Origin of the sequence: Labrys wisconsinensis, assembly GCF_030814995.1 — a bacterium.
Classification (GTDB): domain Bacteria; phylum Pseudomonadota; class Alphaproteobacteria; order Rhizobiales; family Labraceae; genus Labrys; species Labrys wisconsinensis.
Window position 1 is genome coordinate 1091406 of the sequence record NZ_JAUSVX010000001.1, and the last position, 18724, is coordinate 1110129.

Annotated in this window: 19 protein-coding genes; 5 read left to right on the forward strand and 14 right to left on the reverse strand. The window is 69.6% G+C overall.

Annotation, left to right across the window (positions count from 1 at the left end):
- Positions 1 to 83 precede the first annotated feature (83 nt).
- The 6 genes from QO011_RS05030 to QO011_RS05055 all read right to left on the reverse strand — a co-directional run bounded on the left by QO011_RS05030 (position 84) and on the right by QO011_RS05055 (position 5367).
- The gene (locus QO011_RS05030; RefSeq protein WP_307268494.1) at positions 84 to 335 is read right to left on the reverse strand and encodes an acyl carrier protein; all 252 of its coding nucleotides are present in this window, start codon (positions 333 to 335) and stop codon (positions 84 to 86) included.
- Positions 328 to 1485 carry a WcbI family polysaccharide biosynthesis putative acetyltransferase gene (locus QO011_RS05035; RefSeq protein ID WP_307268495.1) on the reverse strand — a complete coding sequence of 386 codons (1158 nt, stop codon included), beginning with the start codon at positions 1483 to 1485 and terminating at the stop codon, positions 328 to 330. The genes QO011_RS05030 and QO011_RS05035 overlap by 8 nt, the downstream gene beginning before the upstream one ends.
- A gap of 69 nt (positions 1486 to 1554) precedes the next feature.
- A complete protein-coding gene (locus QO011_RS05040) occupies positions 1555 to 1761 on the reverse strand; it encodes a hypothetical protein (protein ID WP_307268497.1) in 207 nt (68 codons plus the stop codon).
- Between the two features lie 233 nt (positions 1762 to 1994).
- Positions 1995 to 3074 (reverse strand): tetratricopeptide repeat protein, encoded by a 1080-nt coding sequence (locus tag QO011_RS05045; protein ID WP_307268498.1) that lies wholly within the window; start codon positions 3072 to 3074, stop codon positions 1995 to 1997.
- A 29-nt stretch (positions 3075 to 3103) separates the two neighbouring features.
- Positions 3104 to 3748, reverse strand: coding sequence for a class I SAM-dependent methyltransferase (locus QO011_RS05050; protein WP_307268500.1), 645 nt, complete (start codon positions 3746 to 3748; stop codon positions 3104 to 3106).
- A gap of 68 nt (positions 3749 to 3816) precedes the next feature.
- Positions 3817 to 5367, reverse strand: coding sequence for a winged helix-turn-helix domain-containing tetratricopeptide repeat protein (locus tag QO011_RS05055; protein WP_307268501.1), 1551 nt, complete (start codon positions 5365 to 5367; stop codon positions 3817 to 3819).
- Between the two features lie 197 nt (positions 5368 to 5564).
- Here QO011_RS05055 and QO011_RS05060 point away from each other — a divergent pair, with 197 nt between their 5' ends.
- Both QO011_RS05060 and QO011_RS05065 read left to right on the forward strand, forming a co-directional pair.
- A complete protein-coding gene (locus QO011_RS05060) occupies positions 5565 to 6338 on the forward strand; it encodes an alpha/beta fold hydrolase (protein WP_307268503.1) in 774 nt (257 codons plus the stop codon).
- A 233-nt stretch (positions 6339 to 6571) separates the two neighbouring features.
- On the forward strand, positions 6572 to 7276 hold the full coding sequence (locus QO011_RS05065; protein WP_307268506.1) for an aspartate/glutamate racemase family protein: 705 nt from the start codon (positions 6572 to 6574) through the stop codon (positions 7274 to 7276).
- A 9-nt stretch (positions 7277 to 7285) separates the two neighbouring features.
- Here QO011_RS05065 and QO011_RS05070 read toward each other — a convergent pair whose 3' ends face one another.
- From QO011_RS05070 to QO011_RS05105, 8 genes are all read right to left on the reverse strand, one after another.
- The gene (locus tag QO011_RS05070; protein WP_307268508.1) at positions 7286 to 7963 is read right to left on the reverse strand and encodes an HAD-IA family hydrolase; all 678 of its coding nucleotides are present in this window, start codon (positions 7961 to 7963) and stop codon (positions 7286 to 7288) included.
- 77 nt (positions 7964 to 8040) lie between these two features.
- Positions 8041 to 8886, reverse strand: a complete 846-nt coding sequence (locus tag QO011_RS05075) for a phosphodiesterase (protein WP_307268510.1) — start codon at positions 8884 to 8886, stop codon at positions 8041 to 8043.
- 34 nt (positions 8887 to 8920) lie between these two features.
- Positions 8921 to 10195, reverse strand: a complete 1275-nt coding sequence (locus QO011_RS05080) for an ABC transporter substrate-binding protein (protein WP_307268512.1) — start codon at positions 10193 to 10195, stop codon at positions 8921 to 8923.
- A gap of 78 nt (positions 10196 to 10273) precedes the next feature.
- Positions 10274 to 11119, reverse strand: coding sequence for a carbohydrate ABC transporter permease (locus QO011_RS05085; RefSeq protein ID WP_370881912.1), 846 nt, complete (start codon positions 11117 to 11119; stop codon positions 10274 to 10276).
- On the reverse strand, positions 11116 to 12021 hold the full coding sequence (locus QO011_RS05090; RefSeq protein WP_307268517.1) for a carbohydrate ABC transporter permease: 906 nt from the start codon (positions 12019 to 12021) through the stop codon (positions 11116 to 11118). The genes QO011_RS05085 and QO011_RS05090 overlap by 4 nt, the downstream gene beginning before the upstream one ends.
- The gene (locus QO011_RS05095) at positions 12018 to 13226 is read right to left on the reverse strand and encodes an ABC transporter ATP-binding protein (RefSeq protein ID WP_307268519.1); all 1209 of its coding nucleotides are present in this window, start codon (positions 13224 to 13226) and stop codon (positions 12018 to 12020) included. The genes QO011_RS05090 and QO011_RS05095 overlap by 4 nt, the downstream gene beginning before the upstream one ends.
- Positions 13227 to 13374: 148 nt before the next feature.
- A complete protein-coding gene (locus QO011_RS05100; protein ID WP_307268522.1) occupies positions 13375 to 14199 on the reverse strand; it encodes a MurR/RpiR family transcriptional regulator in 825 nt (274 codons plus the stop codon).
- 171 nt (positions 14200 to 14370) lie between these two features.
- Complete coding sequence (locus tag QO011_RS05105) at positions 14371 to 15549, reverse strand: ROK family transcriptional regulator (protein ID WP_307268524.1); 1179 nt, start codon at positions 15547 to 15549, stop codon at positions 14371 to 14373.
- A 112-nt stretch (positions 15550 to 15661) separates the two neighbouring features.
- Between QO011_RS05105 and QO011_RS05110 the strand changes: the two genes are divergently transcribed.
- Genes QO011_RS05110 through QO011_RS05120 form a run of 3 tightly spaced genes read left to right on the forward strand, consistent with a single transcriptional unit; the run spans position 15662 to position 18721 of the window.
- Positions 15662 to 16966 (forward strand): extracellular solute-binding protein, encoded by a 1305-nt coding sequence (locus QO011_RS05110; protein ID WP_307268526.1) that lies wholly within the window; start codon positions 15662 to 15664, stop codon positions 16964 to 16966.
- A 4-nt stretch (positions 16967 to 16970) separates the two neighbouring features.
- Positions 16971 to 17876: a carbohydrate ABC transporter permease gene (locus QO011_RS05115; protein WP_307268528.1), complete on the forward strand. Its 906-nt coding sequence runs from the start codon at positions 16971 to 16973 to the stop codon at positions 17874 to 17876.
- The gene (locus tag QO011_RS05120) at positions 17873 to 18721 is read left to right on the forward strand and encodes a carbohydrate ABC transporter permease (RefSeq protein WP_307268531.1); all 849 of its coding nucleotides are present in this window, start codon (positions 17873 to 17875) and stop codon (positions 18719 to 18721) included. The genes QO011_RS05115 and QO011_RS05120 overlap by 4 nt, the downstream gene beginning before the upstream one ends.
- The last annotated feature ends 3 nt before the right edge of the window (positions 18722 to 18724 follow it).

Consider the following 18724-nt stretch of genomic DNA (forward strand, 5'->3'; position numbering starts at 1 on the left):
CTTGTCGTGGCTCGGGGCATCCCCGGGGGCGCTCGCGGAAGCGAACCGGTCACATCGTCGAGAAGCTCACCACGCCGAGCCGGCTACGGCTTGTCGCCGCCGGCCTTCCTGACGCCTTCCACGATGTCGCCGACGGTCTGGTAGTCGTAGACCTCGTTCAGGTCGAGGCTCACCCCGAGCTCATCCTCGATGTCCATGATCAGGTTGGAATGCGCGACGGAATCCCAGCCTGCGACGTCGCCAGCCTCGGTCTCGCTGGTGATGGCCTGATCTTCCGCTTGAAAGGTCCGCTGCACGACGGCGATGACCTTGGCTTCGATGTGCCGGTCAGGCATGGGGGAGGGCTCCGTCTGGTGAGAATGTGACGTCGCCGACGGGTATTCCGATCGGTGGCGCTTCGCCGGCCCGGACCCGTTCCAGCACCGTGGCGTAGGTGGAATTGCCCGGCTTGAGGACGGCGGCTCGCTCCAGGGCCGCGATCGCCTCGTCGCGCCGGCCGAGGAACCAGTTCGCCATCCCCAGGAGATGCCAGGCAGGGTAGGCATTCGGCGCCGCGGCCAGCCCTCGCTCGAGCTTCGCGATGCCGATATCGAAGTTGTGCTGCGCGATAGTGTTCGCTCCGGCTTGCAGGTCGACGTTCAGCGCCAGCGTCAAATATCGCCGCATGTAGTCGCGGAACGAAACGTCGCCTTCGAAACGGAACAGGTTGATGTCGTCGTACCAGTCGAGGCCGAAGCAAGCCTTCACATCCGGATGAATCGGCATTTGCCAGTAGGAACCGGTCATGCCCGTCCCTCCGATCATGACCTCGTTCCTGCAGAATTCCTCTCGATCGAAGACCCAGCGCTCGCGCGCAACGGTCGGAAGGTCGATGCGCTCGATCAGGTAATCGGTGACCGCATCCAAGACAAAGTTCGTCGGGTGCAGATTGGTGTGATGAAGCCGGCGGTGCTGCAGGTTGGCCTCGTAGAGGCTCCAGGCATCGAACCCGGTCTTCTCGCCCAGGTTCTTCAACTTTGTCCTGTTCATGTCGAGAAGGCGCTCCAGCCTGAAGGCCGTCGCGAAGTTCAGCGACATGTATGTCTCGAACGCCTCCTGCGGATCAGCGACGGTGCGGATGATCTCGTTGGCCTTCTCGTCGCAATATTGCATGCCGGGAAACATGCCGAGCGGGAAGTCGGGCGTCGGCCGGTGGTGGGGATGGGGCCGGGTGGAGGCCGGCCAAAGCGCTGAAAGGGAAAGGACCGGGAAATAGGCGATCGGCCTTTCGCCGAGGTGGACGCTGTCGAGCGCGCGCTGCCTGAAGTCGCCCATCTGATCGCAGACCAGCCAGGCGGAATTGATCATCTCGACGAACTCGGGGGTGACCTCCCGATAACTGGGAACCCACCGCAGGTTGACGTCCTCGATCTCTGCGTATGCCCGCCGGAGCCGTTCGACGACTGCCTGCGCCTGGCAGTTGCCAATCAGAACGATTGTTCTCATGCGCCCCAGACCTCAGACCCCGCCGGAAGGCTAGCACGGCAGGGTTGCGGCCGTCATCCGGCGCGGCGATCAGCGCTCAGGCTTCGGATCGACCTCGCGGACGATGATCGCCGCGGCTCGCAGACCCAAAGCCTTGGCGTGCTCGACCTCCTCATCGGAATTGCTGCGCCCGAGATAGGCGCGCCAGACCGCAGCCTCGTCCGGAAACTCGCCGGCGAGCAGCAGTTCGTCCAGGGGTCCGAAGACGGCCCATCGCTGTTGCTGCTGCTCGGTCATCGAACGCGACCCCGATCCTGGCGATGGCCTTGCCGGCCGAGATGGGCGATTCTCGGGTGCACCGGCGCGCCGATTCGTTGCCACTATGCCGCCGGGGGAGGGGACCTTCCACCGCAAGGGCCGGCGGCGATGAACTCTCGTATTCTGCCCGTCACCGAGCAGATCGTCCAGGCGGCCGTCCGCCTCTGACGGCCTGAATGGCACCAGCTCTCGGCGCGTCGTCGCCGAGACGGTCAACGGCCGCGGGCGCTCGCAAGATCGACCAGCCATTCCTGGTAGAATCGATTCTTCGGGTTGAGCGAAAGCGCCCTTTCCCCGAAGCTGGCAGCCTCGTCAAATCTCCCCTGCTGCTTCAAGAGGCGAGCCAGTTGATAATGGCCCTGCGGCAGGTCCGGCTTCATCTCGATGAACCTGTGCAGCACCGCCTCCGCCTGGTCCGGCCTTCCCTCATCGACATGCATCTGCGCGATGGAAGGCAGGGCGCTCATGTCCGTTGCTGCAAGCGTCTCGGCCTTCTCGAGGGCGATCCTGCGCAGGTCCGGACGGCGCGTGCCCGCCCTCCGCGACATTTCGATGAAGTACTGGGCAAGTTCGCGACGCCTCTTGAGCAGCTGGCGGAACGCCGCTTGATCGAAGGTCCTGGCGAGAATCTGCCCGACCAGGTCTTGCAGCAGGCCGAGCTTGGTGAGCCAGACCGGACTTGCGTGCCCGAGGAACGGAAGCAGGATATCTATGCGGTTCTCGCTCGGAATCCGGGCGGCGTGCCGCCGGTCACATGGATCGAGCGGATCGAACGCGATATGCAGCTTCTGCACATGCCTGAGTGCCGCCGCATCGGCGAAATCGCCCGTCCAATCCAAGCTCGCCGCATCGGGGAACCGCTGGTCCCATGGCACCAGGGCCGGATCGAGGGTGGACTGAGGGCTCAGCGCGATGACCTCCGCGTTCGCGACAGCCTGGGAAAAGACGAGGGCGGCGAAAGCCCCCATGGACCCCCCATAAAGGATGACCCGGTCAAAGCCCTTCGCAAAGTCGGCGAACTCGTCGGACCTGAAGAAGCGATGCAGATCCGCACCACGATACCAATCGGCTTTCGCCGGCTTGACGCCGAGTATCGAGGTGCCGTACCGCGAGAGAAATCTGAGGCCCCACGGCTCGGCCTCGCGCATCGCCCGCTCGTTGACGAATCCGACCGGATAGAACGTGATCACCAGAGTTTCATTGCCCGGCACATAATCGACGAAGTAACGGCCGGACAGATCGATCTGTCGATACGCGACCTTGTTCTGATAGACGCCCGCGTCGGTAAACATTGTCGCACTCCGGGGACAGACGGCGGGGCTCAACTTGGCGCCTTTACAGACCTTCGGAAGAAATGGAACAAGCGGTGCGGAGCGTGGTTCCGCATCTCCTGAGGCAGATAACCCGCGTCCTCGAAGAGCGCGACGAACTCGGACACCTTGAGGTCGTTCACCCAGCCGCCACGGCGGCGCTGCCGGATCTGATCCGGCGCGTTGTTGGTCGCGGCATAGCTGCAAATGATGTGCCGGTAGGTTCGCAACAGCACGGCGATCAGCCGGCGCAGGTCGATCACGTATTCGAGCGAGCCGCTGAAGAAGCCGACGTCGCCGGCCGGCAGCGCCGGAAGCGTCGGCGCGTTGAGGTCGAGGACGATGGTGTCCGGGCCGCGAGGAGCGATGTCGACAGGCACATAGCGCACGCCGGCCGGCAGCATGTCTCTGAGCGCCATGGTGCCGCAGCCGAAATCCACCACCGTCTTGATCTTCTCCGGCAGCAGGGCGGCCAGCTTGCGCGTGCGCTCGTCCCATGCCGGCGCGAAGACGGCGCCGCCGGACCAGCGCGCAATGTCCGAGCGCCCCTCGGCCTTCGTGCGCTCCACGTAATCCGCATAGGCCTCGATCTCGTCAGGGCTGAGCGGCTCGCCGGCCACCAGACGTGCCAATGCGCCTTTCGCGTTCTCGTCCATCGGGCCCTCCCACCCGACCTCTACCACAGCGCAGCCCGTGCCGCCCGAATCGAAGCCGGGGCGCCCGGCTATTCCGGCAGGCCCGCCAGCCGCATGGCGTCGGCGACCTCGTCGGCGATCCCGGGCGCGATGCCGATGGCGGCGGACCAGCGGCCGACCGCGAAGTGCGGGTCGAGCGCCAGCATCCGCACCGCCGCGGCCCTTGCCTCGTCGAGCCGCCCGAGCCTGGCGAGCGGAGCCGCCAGCCAGCCATGCAGGATGCTGAAGCCCGGATTCAGCTCCACCGCCCGCCGGCCGGCAGCGACCGCGTCCCCGTGCCGGCCGAGCAGGAAATTGCCGAATCCGATGATGCCCTGCGGAATGCAGCTCATGGCATCGAGCGGGCTCAGGCGCATCGCCCGCTCGCCCCAGGCGATCGCCCGCGCCGCGTCGCCGCCATAGGCCACCGGCACGCATCCGAAGGCATAGACGAAGGCGCAGGAGGCGCTGAGCCCCAGGGCCTGTTCGAAGGCCTCGTCGGCCAGCCTGCGGTCGTGCTCCACCAGGCCGATGGTGAAGCCGGCGAGCGCCAGCGCCATCGCGTCGCCCGAGCCGTGCTCGATCGCCGCATGAGCGTGGCGGATCGCCCGCGTGCGATCCTCCGGATGCATGCCGGCGCGTATGAACAGGGTCTGGTGCGCCCAGGCGGCGAAGCCGTGCGCGAGCGCGTAGCTCGGCTCGGTGGCGAGCGCCCGCTCGAGCAGCGGCAGGCCCTTGGCCGCGCCCTGCGGCATGAAGGTGTAGACGTCCGGCAGCGCGCGAAGCAGGAGGTCGTAGGCGTCGAGATTGTCGGGGCGCTTGCGCCTGACGCGTTCGATCTCGGCCCGGCGCAGATTGGGCTCGATGGCGGCCACCACGCTGACGGTGATCTCGTCCTGCACCGCGAAGATGTCGGTGAGGTCGCGGTCGTAGCGTTCCGCCCACAGATGCCGGCCGTCCTCCGCCTCGATGAGCTGGCCGGTGATGCGCACGCGGCTTCCCACCTTGCGCACGCTGCCTTCCAGCACGTAGCGCACGCCGAGCTCGCGCCCGACCTGCTTCACGTCCACGGCGCGGCCCTTGTAGGTGAAGCTCGAATTGCGCGCGATGACGAACAGCCAGCGGATGCGCGACAGGCCGGTGATGATGTCCTCGACCATGCCGTCGGCGAAGTAGTCCTGCTCGGGATCCCCGCTCATGTTGTCGAACGGCAGCACGGCGATCGACGGACGGTCGGGGAGCCCCAGGCCGGGCTTGGCCGGTTCCACCGGCGCCGGCGCCTCGGCCCGGCTCTCTTCCTGCACGGCGCCGACGAAGCGGATGCCCTTGCGCTGGATGGTGCGGATGAGGCGCTGCTCCTCGCCATTGTCGCGCAACGCGCTGCGGGCGGCGTTGATGCGGCTGCTCAGCGTCGCATCGGAGACGATGCGCCCCTGCCAGACCGCGTCCACCATGTCGTCCTTGCTGACGACCCGATCGCGATTGCGGATCAGATATTGCAGGAGGTCGAACACCTGAGGTTCGACGGGAACCAGCGCGTCGCCGCGACGCAGTTCACGCCGATCGCCGTCCAACGCAAAATCCTCGAAGAGATACGGCAAGCTGCCCGCTCCAGACCGCGGCGAGTCCACGACGGCCGGCACTGTAGCCGCGTCGTGGACGCAAAATCAAAGCGATCTCAACGCAAACTCAAGGCGCCGTGAAAGCCGCCTCAAAGCGCGGGCGGCAGCTCTCCCGCATAGTCCTCCTCGTCACCAGCGCTCTGAGACCAGCAAGCGCCCCGAGAAGGAGAACGCACATGTCGAACGTTGCAGCCACGATCGCCTCCGCCGCCCTGGCCGTTGGCGTGAGCGCGTTGGGAAGCCTGGCGGCGGACGCCCAGCCGGTGAAGTCCGTCGTCCTCGTGCATGGCGGCTTCGTCGACGGATCCGGATGGGACGGCGTCTACCAGATCCTCAAGAAGGACGGCTACGACGTGACCATCGTCCAGAACCCGACGACATCGCTCGCCGACGACGTCGCCGTGACCCGGCGCGCCATCGCCGCGGCTCCCGGCAAGGTCATCCTGGTCGGCCACTCCTATGGCGGCGCCGTGGTGTCCGAGGCCGGCACCGACCCGAAGGTGGCGGGCGTCGTCTACATCACCGCCTTCGCGCTCGACGCCGGCGAATCGGTGGCGAGCCTGATCGCCAATCCGCCGCCCGGCGCGCCGGTGCCGCCGATCCTGCCGCCCGTCGACGGCTTCCTGATGCTGGACAAGGCCAAGTTCGCCGCCTCGTTCGCCGCGGATGTCCGCCCCGAGGTCGCCGCCTTCATGGCGGATTCGCAGGTGCCCTGGGGCATCGCGGCGCTCGAAGGCAAGGTCACAGTTCCCGCCTGGAAGTCAAAGCCGAGCTGGTACCTCGTCGCCACCGACGACCACATGATCCCGCCGCCGGCGCAGCGCACCATGGCCAAGCGGGCCGGAGCGACCACGGTGGAAGTGCCCGGCAGCCACGCCGTCTACGTCTCCAATCCCGGCGCCGTCGCCAGCTTCATCGAGCAGGCGGCCGCCGGAGCGGACAAGAAATAGACCGGCATCACCCGCGAGGGATGGCCTGGGCGCCTGGGGGCGCCCGGGCCTTCCGTCTTTGGGACTCCCGCGTGCAAGGCCCGCAGAGCCGACGGGGGGCGAGCGGATCGAGAATTTGGGATCAGAGGTGCGGCTTCTGCCGAGCAGCCTTGCCCCTCTCTGGTTCACAAGACCCTCGATAGACCGAGGTCCGGACCCGTATATGTGCCGTCGCGGACAGCGGAGGCATCGACATGACCCAGGCGACCATCGGCCTGATCGGCGGCATGAGCTGGGAGAGTTCGGCGCAATATTACCGCATCATCAACCAGGCGGCGCGCGAGCGGCTCGGGGGCGTGCATTCGGCCCGCAGCCTGATGGTCTCCGTCGATTTCGGCACGGTCGAGCGGCTGCAGCATGCCGGCGACTGGGCGAGCCTCACCGCGATGATGGTCGAGGCGGCGCGGCAGCTGGAGCGCGGCGGCGCCGATTTCTTCCTGATCTGCACCAACACCATGCACCGGATGGCCGAAGAGGCCGCGGCCGCCGTCGCCATTCCGCTGCTGCACATCGCCGACCCCACGGCCGCGGCGGTCCGGGCCGCCGGCCGGCGGCGGGTGGGCCTGCTCGGCACCGCCTTCACCATGGAGCAGGACTTCTACAAAGGCCGCCTCGCCGGCCACGGCCTGGAGGTGCTGGTGCCCGAAGCGGCGGACCGGGCGCTGGTGCATCGGGTCATCTACGAGGAGCTGGTGGCGGGACGGGTGCTGGAGGCCTCGCGCGCGGCCTATCGCGCCGTGATCGAGCGCCTGGTGGCGCGCGGCGCCGAGGCGATCGTCCTCGGCTGCACCGAGATCATGCTGCTGGTGCACGAGGAGGACAGCCCGGTGCCGCTGTTCGACACCACCACCCTGCACGCCCTGGCCGCGGTCGACCGGGCGCTGGCGAGCGCCGGCTGACCGGGCCGCTCACGCCCGCAGCGCCGGGAATGCCGCGAGCAGGGCCGGGATCTCCCGCCAGTGGCGCGCGATCACGCTCGCGCCGAGCCCGGCAAGACGCTCGGCGTGGCCGGGCGGGCAGTGGGAGCCGCCGGTGAAGCCGATCACCGGCATGCCGGCGGCGAGGGCGGCCGCCACGCCGGCCGCGCTGTCCTCGACCACGCAGCAGCGCTCGGGCGCCGCGCCGAGGCGGGCGGCGGCGTAGAGGAACAGGTCGGGCGCCGGCTTGCCGCGCTCCACCAGCGCGGCACTGTAGATGTCCGCGCCGAAATGCGCCTTGAGGCCGGTCCGGGTCAGCGCCAGGTCGAGCTTGCGCGGGCTGCTGCTCGAGGCGACGCATTTGCGCACCGGCAGGGCGGCGAGCACGGCATCGGCGCCGGGCAGGGGCTGCAGCGCCTCGAGCAGCAGCGTCTCGACGCGCTGCGCCACCGCCGCGGCAAAATCCGCGCCGACGCTGCGGCCAGTCTCGCGCTCGACCGTGGCGATGACGTCGGCCTGCGCGATGCCGGCGAAGCGCCGCAGCACCGCCTCCAGCGGGTAGCCGCCGAAGCCGCGCCGGGCGAGCTCTTCCGCGTCGACGCGGCAGGCGAGGACTTCGCTGTCGACGAGCACGCCGTCGCAGTCGCAGATGAGAAGGTCGAGAGGCATGGATCTGTCCTGGAATGCCGGCCGCCGCGCAGCGGAGGCGCGACGGGCGGGCCTCTGCCGCGCGATAATGAGCCGGCTCAACTCGTCGCCGGCCGGAACACGGTGATGGAGCCCGGCCCGCCGTCCCCATCGGCGGTCTCGCGCGCCACGACCGCGTCCGCCGGGGCGACCTCCAGCGGGTGGACCACCACCCGGCCGCCGTCGACCAGGATGACGTCGCAGGCCGGCGGCCGATCGACATAACGGGCCGAGAGGCCGGCCGGCAGCGGATGGAGGGGATGGCAGGTGCCGCGCGTCGCCGAGAAGGAGCGCCGGCCCGAGCGGCCGCAGGTGGCGAAATGCACATGGCCGAAGGCGGTGTGGATCACCTGGGGATGGCGGTCGAGCAGCGCCTCCAGCCGGTCGCCGTCCTCGAGCAGCATGGCGTTGAAATAGTCGATGCCGAGCGGGAAGGGCGGGTGGTGCAGGAAGACGAGGGTGGCCGCGTCCGGCCGCGCCGCCAGCGCCTTCTCCAGCCAGGCGAGCCGCGCGGAGCCGAGCCGTCCGGCGCTCGGCGCGGCCTCGTCGAGCGTGTCGAGCAGCACGAGGCGCAGCGCCCCGAGGTCGATCGCTTCCTGCACGAAGCCGGCCCCGTCGTCGGGCGCTTCGGGAAAGACGCGGCGGAAGGGCTCCCGCCGGTCGTGGTTGCCGAGCATCAGGCGGACCGGCGGCACGAGGCCGGCCAGCAGCGGCGCGAGCCGGCGGTACGAGACCTCGTCGCCGCGGTCGGCGAGATCGCCGGAGACGATGCACAGCGCCGCGTCCGCATGCTCGGCGTTGACGGCCTCGACCACCGCCGCCAGACGCGCGGCGGGATCGAAGCCGACGACGCGCTCGCCGGCCGGGGCCATGTGGATGTCGGAGAGATGCACGATCTTGGTCACGCCGGAACGCTCGCTTTCAGACTTCGCGCGGTCGTCAGTTCGTCGCCTTGGCGAGGCGGGCGGTGACCTCGACCAGGGCGGCGAGGCCGGCCTCCGGCGTGACCTCGCCGCGCATGATCTGCGACAGCACCACCTTCTGCTCGTCCCAGATCCGCGGGCCGGAGGCGCCGGGATAGCCGAACCAGGGCCTGGCGATCGGCCATTGGCCGACGCTCGTGGTCCAGTCGGGATGCGCGGCATAGAACTGGCCGAGATAGTCGGAGCGCACGGTCTGCAGGTTGGTCGGCATGTAGCCCGAGCCGAGCACGACGGTCTTCTGGCCGGCCGGGCCGGTGATGAACTTGAGGAATTCCCAGGCCGCCTTCCGCTTCGCCGGGTCCTGCGCCAGGATCACCGCGGCGCTGCCGCCGACGGGCAGGCCGCCCGCGCCCTTGACCGGGGCCGGGTAGGGCGCCGTGCCCAGGCCGAACTTGCCGCCGATCGCGTCGCCCATGACGCGCACCTCGGCGGTCGAGCCGATGAAGATGCCGAGCTTGCCCGCGGCGAATTGCTGGATCGCCTGGTCCTCGTCGAGGAACGGCATGTGCGTCTCGGTGACGAGGCGCCGGATCAGGCTGACGGCGCTCCGGCCGCTCTCGCCGCCGAAGGCGACCGTCTCGCCGCTCATCATCTCGCCGCCGGCGTTGAGGATCAGCGCCTGCCACAGCCAGTCGTCGCCCCATTCGTTGACGGCATAGGACATGCCGTCGGCGCTGCCGGACGCGGTGATCTTCCTGGCTGCGCCAATGATGCCGTCCCAGGTCCTGAGGGCGTCGGCGCTCTCGCCCACGGAGGCGAGCAGGTCCTTGTTGTAGTAGACGATCGGTGTCGAGGAGGTCAGCGGCATGCCCCATTGCCGGCCGTCGACCTGCCCGAGCCGGAGCACGGTGTCGGCATAGTTCGCCTTGAGCCAGTCGGCGCCTTCCGCCGCCAGGAGCGGCCCGAGCTCGGCGATCTCCCCGCGCGGCTCGAGCGTGCGCACGAGCTCGCCGAGATAGTTGTAGCCGGAGTACCAGATGTCGGGCAGGGCGCCGGTCACGGCGGAGCGCAGGATGCGCTGCTGGCCGTCAGTATAGCTCGCCGCCGGCGCGAGGTAGCGGATCTTGATGTCCGGGTGCTCCTTCATGAAGGCCTCGGCCAGCGGCTCGTGGAAGCGCTTGTGCGAAGGCCAGGCATATTGCACGTCGAGGGTGACGGTCTCGGCCGCCGCCGGGGCGCCGAGGGCGGCGGCGAGGCAGCCTGCTGCGACGATTCGCATCCATCTGGACATGACGGTTCGTCTCCTGAATTCGGGTCGGGAAGGCGTCTGGGGGGGGGACCGGCCGCGACGCGGCCGGCCGGGGGCGGGTCAGCGCAGGCCGGTCATGGTCAGGCCCCGGATGAACTGGCGTTGCGCAAGGAGGAAGACGAGCATGACCGGCGCCACGATGAGGATCGCGCCGGCCATCAGGGGGCCGTAATCGGTGCCGAGATCGCCGTCCCGGAAGAACATCAGGCCGAGCGGCGGCGTCGCCATGGTCTCGGAGGAGACCACGATCAGCGGCCAGTAGAGGTCGTTCCAGTGCGCCGTGATCGAGAACACCGCGAAGGCGGCGATCGCCGGCCGGGCGCTCGGCACGACCAGGCGCAGCATGATCTCCACCTCGCTGAAGCCGTCGAGGCGCGCCGCCTGGATGATCTCGTCCGGGAAGGCGCGGAACTGCTGGCGCAGGAGGAAGATGGCGAAGGGCGACAGTACGAAGGGAAAGATCAGCGCGAAATAGCTGTCGAGCGCCTTGAGCGAGGCCAGCACGATGTAGATCGGCAGCATCGGCACCTGGATCGGCACGCAGAGCGCGGCGACGATCAGGGCGAACAGAGCTGATTTGCCGGCAAATCGAAGCTTGGCCAGCGCGTAGGCGCAGGGAACGGCGACGGCGAGCTGCAGCATGAGCAGGCCGGCCGTGACCACGAGGCCGTTGAGGAGGAAGCGTGCCATCGGCACCGCGGCGAAGGCGCGCCGGATATTGTCGACGAGGATGCCGGGATCGTGCGGCAGGCCGAACGGGTCGGAGAAGATCTCGGACGGCGCCCGCATGGCGGTGAGCGCCATCCAGGCATAGGGCAGCAGGACGAGGCCGGCGAGGCCGAGCAGCACCGCGTTGGCGCCGATGCTCCGCGTCAGGCGCGGCAGGGGGTTCGCGGGCGCCATCAGTAGTGGATCCTCTTGTCGGCGAGGACGATCTGGACCAGCGAGAACAGCGCGATCGCCGCCAGGAACAGGATCGACAGGGCCGCGGCATAGCCCATGGCCGTGTACTGGTAGGCCTCGAGATAGATCTTGTAGAGCAGGGTCTCGGTCGAGCCCGCCGGCCCGCCGCGGGTGAGGGCGGCGATGGAATCGAAGGCCTGGAAGGCCGTGATGGTCGTGGTGACCACGACGAACAGCACCGTCGGACCAAGCAGGGGCAGGGTCACGCGCAGGAAGCGGTCCCAGCCCCGCCCCATGCCGTCGAGCGCGGCGGCGTCGTGGATGTCGGCGGGCACGCCGGCGAGGCCCGCCAGGAACAGCACCGTGGTCTGGCCGACCAGCTGCCAGGCGCCGATCGCCGCCAGGGTCGGCAGCGCCGTTGCGGGATCGGTGAGGAAGTCGATGCGGCCGACGCCGAGCCAGGCGAGCCAGGCGTTGATCGGGCCGATCCGACCGTGCAGCAGGAACTGCCAGACGATGGCCATGGCGATGAAGGTGCTGGTGGCGGGCAGGAAGAAAACCACCTCGTAGGCGCGCCTGAGACGGACGCGCTCCTGGATCAGCAGGGCGAGCATGAGGCCGAGCAGCACGGACAGGGGCACGGCGACGAGCACGTAGACCAGGGTGTGCCCGACCGCGCCGAGTGCCCGCGGGTCGCCGAGGATGCGCGCATAGTTGCCGAGGCCGGTGAAGGCCCAGTGCCGCGCGCCGAGGCTGTAATCGGTGAAGCTGAGGCCGAACACCACCAGGAGCGGGGCGACGACCAGCAGCGCCAGGAGCAGGATCGCCGGCGCGGCCAGGGCGAAGCCGCGCAGGGCCTCGGCCTGCTCGCTGCGGCGGCGCAGGGTTGGCGAGATCGCGGTCATGCCCGGCCTCCCCGGGCCGTCAGGCCCACGGCCGTCAGGGCGAGGCGAGCCGCCGCCGCGGGGGCCGGCGCCAGGCGCACGCCGTCCTCGCCGAAGATCTTGGCGTCGCGCGGGTCGAAGCCGACGCGCACGATGCCGTCCGCCGGCGGCGCAAACCGGGCGAGCGCCTCGCCGGCGAGCCGCGCCACCAGCCCGGTCCCGTCCTCCAGGGTGAGGTAGGCCAGCGCCTCATGGCCGGTCTGCTCGATGCGCCCGATCGCGGCCCGCCAGGGCAGGGCGGGGTCGCCGTCGCGCGCGGCGATGCGCACGTCCTCGGGCCGTACGCCGATCGAGACCGACCGGGAGCCCTCGGCCGCAGCCGGCGCCGGCAGGCAATGGCCGAGGCAAACGATGCGGCCCTGGCCGGCCGGCACGCCGGGAAGCAGGTTGATCGCCGGCGTGCCGAGGAAGCGGGCGACGGCGACATGCTGCGGCTCGTGGAACACCGCGAGCGGCGCGCCGGCCTGCAGCACCCGGCCGTCCATCATCACCACGATGCGGTCGGCCATGGTCATGGCCTCGGTCTGGTCGTGGGTCACGTAGACGGTGGTGACGCCGAGCCGGCGCTGCAGGGCCACGAGCTCGCCGCGCATTTCGCTGCGCAGGCCGGCATCGAGGCTCGACAGCGGCTCGTCCATCAGGAAGAGCCGCGGCTGGCGGATGATCGCCCGGCCGATGGCGACGCGCTGCTTCTGCCCGCCGGACAGCTGAGCCGGCTTGCGGTCGAGCAGGGCCTCGATGCGCAGCTGCCCGGCCAGGCGCTCGACCTCGAGCCCGATCTCGCGGCGAGCGGCGCGGACCCCAGGGAGCAGGGTACCGAGCAACGGCTGCCTCGACCAGAAAGGTAGCCGGCTCATGATCAACGGTGTCATCATGTTGGCGCGCACGCTCATATGCGGATAGAGCGCGAAGCTCTGGAACACCATGGCGATGTCGCGCTCGCTCGGCGGCACGCCGGCGACGCTGCGCCCCGCGATCGAGACGGTGCCCGCGCTCGGCTCCTCGAAGCCGGCGAGGATGCGCAGCAGGGTGGACTTGCCGCAGCCGGACGGGCCGAGCAGGCAGAGGAGCTCGCCGGACCTGACGTCGAGGTCGACGGCGCGCAGCACGTCGGCCGCGCCAAAGCGCTTGGACAGGCCCCTGATCTCGACATCGGCCGGCATCATGCTGCTGCTCCACCCCGCGCCGCGGCGCAGACTTCCACCGGCGACCGACGTGGACGGAGCAAAACTCCATCGCTGGTGTCGGACCAGCCGTTCGTCAGCGAACGCTAGTGGAGTATTGCTTCATATTTGTGACGACTGCAATGGAGAATTACTCCATTTTCGGTACCGCTCCCGCGAGCGCCGCCAGCACCTCGGCGACATAGACGGCCCGCGGCACGGCATTGATGTAGCCGCCATAGGCGGGGATGTTGAGCTTGGCCATGGGCAGCAGCGCCTCGGCGTGCCGCGCCAGCGGGCTGCGGGCCTGGCAGGTGACCGCGACGGTATAGGCGCCGGCCGCCCGCGCCGCGCGCAGGAACTCCACCGTGTTGGCGGTCACGCCCGATTCGGAGATCGCCAGAGCCGCGGCCTGGGGGCCGAGCCCGTTGGCGACCTCATGGGCGAGGGTGATGTCGCGGATGGCGTGGGCGTTGAGGCCGGCCCGCAGCAGGCGGTAGGAGAAGAGCTCGGCGATGATGCCGGAGACACCGGCGCCGAAGACGTCGATCCGCATCGCGTGCCGCAGGCGCGCGGCGACCTCTTCGACGACGGCGAGGTCGAGCGCCTCGGCCGTGCGGGTGATGGAGCGGGCAAGCTCGTGGCCCATGGCGTGCAGATGGTGCTCTTCCTCCCGGGTGCCGCCCTCGGCGGATTCGCGCAGGGCGAGCTCGCGCGCCAGCGCCAGCTTGAAGTCGGAGAAGCCGGAGAAGCCGGCCATCTGGCAGAGCCGGACGATGCTGGCCTCGCCGGTGCGGGAAAAGCCGCTGAGATCCTTCAGGGAGAAGCGCACCACCTTCTCCGGATTCTCGACGATGTAGACGGCCGCCCGCGCCGAGGCGCTGGGCAGGTCGGGAATGCTCGCCTCGAGATAGGCGAGGGGACCGGTGCCGAACCCGCCGTGCCGGCCGGCCCGGGCGGACGCATCCTGAACCATCTCTCGTCTCCCGCGGAACCCCTGGCCGGGCCGATGCCCCCAGCCTGCTTAGCGCATCGGCGCTCGACCGAGCAGCTTCTCGTGGCTTCTGCCACGAATTGATCTTGCATCCTCCATGCAAAATCAGGGCAGCCCGGATTGCCTGGTTCGAGCAGGTTCGGAAGAACCTGCTCAGGCGAGCGCGTCGAGCTCGCGGTATTGCGGATCGAGCATCGCCAGGAGCGGCAGCGTCGCGGCGCCGCGGGCGACGGCGTCGGCGCCGAGCTCGGCCCGCATCAGGCGCGGCAGCGTGCGCTCGGTGCGGGAGACCGAGGCGTGCAGGGGCTCGACCCTGGCCATGAAGGCCTCGATCAGCCATGCCGGCGCGTCGCCGCCGATCATGATGGTCTGCGGGTCGAACAGGTTCTCCAGGGCGTTGAGCCCCATGCGGAACGGCTCCAGCCCCTCCGCCATCCACGCCTGCACCAGGGGGTGGCCGGCGCCGAAGCGCTCGTCCAGGTCCTGCGGGTCGCGCACCGCCTCGCCCCGGACGGCGAGGAAGCGGGTGAGCGAATCCAGCGACACATAGGTCTCCAGGCAGCCGCGCTTGCCGCAGATGCAGGGCTGTCCGCCCGGCACCGCGATGGTGTGGCCGAATTCGCCGGCATTGCCGTTGGCGCCGCCGAAGGCCGCGCCGTCGACCAGGATGGCGGCGCCGAGGCCGTTGCCGATATAGACATAGACGAAATTGGTCAGCGCCCGCGCCGCCGCGCCGAAGCGCCATTCCGCCGTCACCGCGCATTGTCCGTCATTGGCGAGGGCGACGGACAGGCCGGTGGCCCGGCGCAGCAGCCGGTTCAGCTCGATGCCGTCCCAGCCCGGCAGCCGGGGCGGGTTCATGCCCTTCACCCCGAAGGGGCCGGGCGTCGCCAGGCCGATGCCGAGGAAGCGCCGGCTGCCGATCGGCCCCTCGCGCAGGATGCGCTCGGCCGTCGCCGCCAGCACCGCGGCGACGGCGGCCGGCGCGGTGTCGGCCAGCGCATGCGCCTCGGCGTGCAGCACCTCCCCGCCGAGATTCATCACGATCGCGGCATAGCGCCCGTAATCCACGTGGAAGCCGATGCTGCAGGCGCCGTCCGGGTCGACGGCGATCGGCCGCGGCGGCTTGCCGACGCGACGCTCGCCGGATTTCTCCTCGCGCACGAAGCCGAGCGTCATCAGCTCGTCCACCAGGTCCGAGGTCGCCTGCTTCGACAGGCCGGTGATGTCGGCGATGCCGGTGCGCGGGATCGGCCCATGGATGCGCACCGCCTCGAACACCACCCAGACATTGATCGGCTTGGCCTTGACGACATTGGTGGCACGCAGCATCCGCAGGCTCTCGATTTATTAAGTCAGAATGACGGATTAATTATTGACACGGCACCGACCCGCCTTCACTCTCGGGGCAAGCCTCTAAATCAAAAGCCCAAAGGGGTCCATCATGCCAGCCGCCATCCCAACCCAGCTCCAATCCTCGCGCCGCGCCTTCCTGCAGGGCGCCGCAGCCGCCGGCGCGCTCGCCGCGACCGGTCTCACCGCCCGACCTGCCGCGGCCGAGACCGCGACGCTCAGCGTCTTCGGGCCGCTGCCACCCGATCCCGCCCCGCCCGGCGCCGCCAAGTTCGCCGAGGACGCCTTCGCGGCCTGGCAGAAGGCCAAGGATGCCACCGTCAGCTACGACCTCCTGGCGTGGCCGCAGCTGCACGACCGCATGGCCACCGCCTTCGCCTCCGGCGCCGCCCCCTGGGACGTGATCTACATGTGCGGCTGGGTGCCCGAATTCGCCGGCTCTCTCCTGCCCTATGCCGACGAGCTGCCGAAGGCGCTGGTCGCCGACCTGCCGCAGTCGAGCTTCGAGACCGTGAGCTGGGACGGCAAGCGCTACGGCGCCGTCTTCACCCTGTCGCTGCTGACGCTGTTCTACAACCGCGAGCATCTGGCGGCGGCCGGGTTCGACGGCCCGCCCCGCACCTGGGACGAGTTCAAGCGCGCCGCCAAGGAGCTGACCCGCGACGGGCGCTACGGCTTCGTCGCCAACTATGCCGATCCCGCCGGCATCGGCGGCACCGCCAGCTACTGGATGGCCTTCCTGCAGCAGGCCGGCGGGCGGATGTACGGCGAGGACGGCCTGCCCGTGTTCAAGGGCGAGGCCGGCGTCGACGCGCTGCAGATGATGGTCGACCTCATGGGCGCCGGCACCGATCCGGGCTCCATCTCCTATGCCGGCATCAACGACGCCACCAATGTGCTGCTGTCCGGCCGCGCCTCGATGATGATGAACTGGCCCTTCATGTGGAACGCGGCCCAGGATCCCAAGCAGTCGCAGATCGTCGGCAAGCTCGCCAGCGCCATCCTGCCCGCCGGCCCGGCCGGCAGCGCCTCGATCGACGGCACCGACGCCTGGACCATCGGCAAGGCCAGCCGGCATCCCGACACGGCTCGCGCGCTCGTCGAATTCTATCTCGACGCCGACGTTCAGAAACGCCAGGCCCTCGATACCGGCTGGCTGCCGATCCGCCTCTCGGTGCTCGCCGATCCCGAGGTGCAGGCGAAGCTCCCGAATGCGCCCACCGTGCTGGAGCAGGCCAGGCATCCCTACAACAGCTTCGTCACGCCGGACTTCAACCAGGTCACCCAGGCCCTGGGCACCGAGGTGCAGAAGGCCCTGCAGGGCCAGAAGACCGCGGCCCAGGCCATCGCCGACGCCCAGGACCTCGTCACCGCCATCGTCAAGCGCCGCGGCTGAGCCCATGGCCATCGCCAGCTTCGAGCGCCGGCGCCGCGCCGTCGGCGTGCTCTTCGTCGCGCCCGCCCTGGCGGTGCTGGCCGCGATCCTGCTCTATCCCATCGGGGCCTCGATGCTGCTGGCGCTGCAGAAGGTGCGGCTCAATGCCGGCGTCGTCGAGCGTCAGTGGATCGGGCTCGGCAATTTCCAGAGGCTGCTCGCCGACGACACCTTCCACCGCGCGGTCCTCAACACCCTCGTCTTCTCCGCCGCCGAGGTGACGCTGGTGGTGCTGCTCGGGCTGGCGGTCGCGGTGCTGCTCGACCATCCGCTCGGCCGCTCCGGCCTGTTCCGCATCCTCCTGGTGGTGCCGTGGGCGATCGCTCCCGTCGCCAACGCGGTGCTGTGGAAATGGATCCTCAACGCCAATTACGGCGTGCTCAACGGCGTCCTGGCCTGGCTCGGGCTGATCGACCGCTACCAGGTGTGGCTGGGCACGCCGGCATCGGCCTTCACGGCCCTGCTCCTGATCGACGTCTGGAAATCGGTGCCCTTCGTGGCGCTGCTGCTGCTCGCCGGCCTGCAGCGCGTGCCCTCGATCCTCTACCGCGCCGCCTACATGGACGGCGCCGGACGCCTGGCGAGCTTTTGCCACATCACCCTGCCCTCGCTGCGCGGCGCAATCGCCATCGCCGTGGTGCTGCAGACCATCTGGTCGCTCCGGGTGTTCGACATCGTCTTCGTGCTGACGCGCGGCGGACCGGCGGATGCGACGGTGCTGATGAACTTCCTCGCCTATCGCGTGACCTTCAACTTCCTCGACCTCGGCTACGGCGCGGCGATCGCCAACCTGATCTTCCTGCTCACCCTGCTGCTCGCCATCGCCTATGTCGCCCTGATGAAGCCGCGCCAGGCGGGAGGCGCCCGATGAGCTTCGCGCGCCACCGCCGCGGCGGCCCCTGGACCCGCCTCGCCGCCATCGCCGGCCTCACCCTGTTCGTGGCCTGGTCGGCCGCGCCCGTGCTCTGGCTCGTCCTGTCGAGCCTGCTCGACCAGCGCGCCCTCATCGCCCGGCCGCCGGACCTGTCGGTGGGGAACTACACCCTCGACAATTTCGCCGCCGTCGCCGCCTCGGCCTCGGCGCTTGGGCGCGGCATCCTCAACTCGCTGATCGTGTCGCTGTTCTCCACCGCGCTCGCCCTGGCCCTCGGCGCGCCGGCCGCCTACGCCCTCGCCCGGCTGGCAGTGCCGCGCGCCGGGCTGATCGCCTTCCTGGTGCTGGCGACGCAGATGCTGCCCGGCATCGCCATCGCCATCCCGCTGTTCCTGGTCATCAGCCAGCTCGGCCTGATCGACGACGTGCTGACGCTGGGCGTGGTCTATCTCTCCTTCAACCTGCCGATCGTGATCTGGATCCTGCGCGGCTTCTTCCTCGGCATCCCGCCGGGCCTGGAGCGGGCGGCGGCGATCGACGGGGCCGGCGTCGTGCGCACCTTCTGGCACATCGTGCTGCCGATCTCCGTGCCGCCGCTCGGCGCGGCCGCGGTGTTCGCCTTCGTCGAGGCGTGGAACGAGTTCTTCTTCGCCCTGATCCTGACGCGCCAGTCGGCGCAGACCGTGCCGCTCGTCATCGCCGCCTTCGCCGGCCAGTACCAGACGGTGTTCGGCCAGATGATGGCGGCGGCGGTGATCAGCGTCGCGCCGGTGATCCTGCTGGCGGTGCTGTTCCGCGACCGGATCGTGCGCGGCTTCGCCGATGGAATGATGAAAGGATGAGCA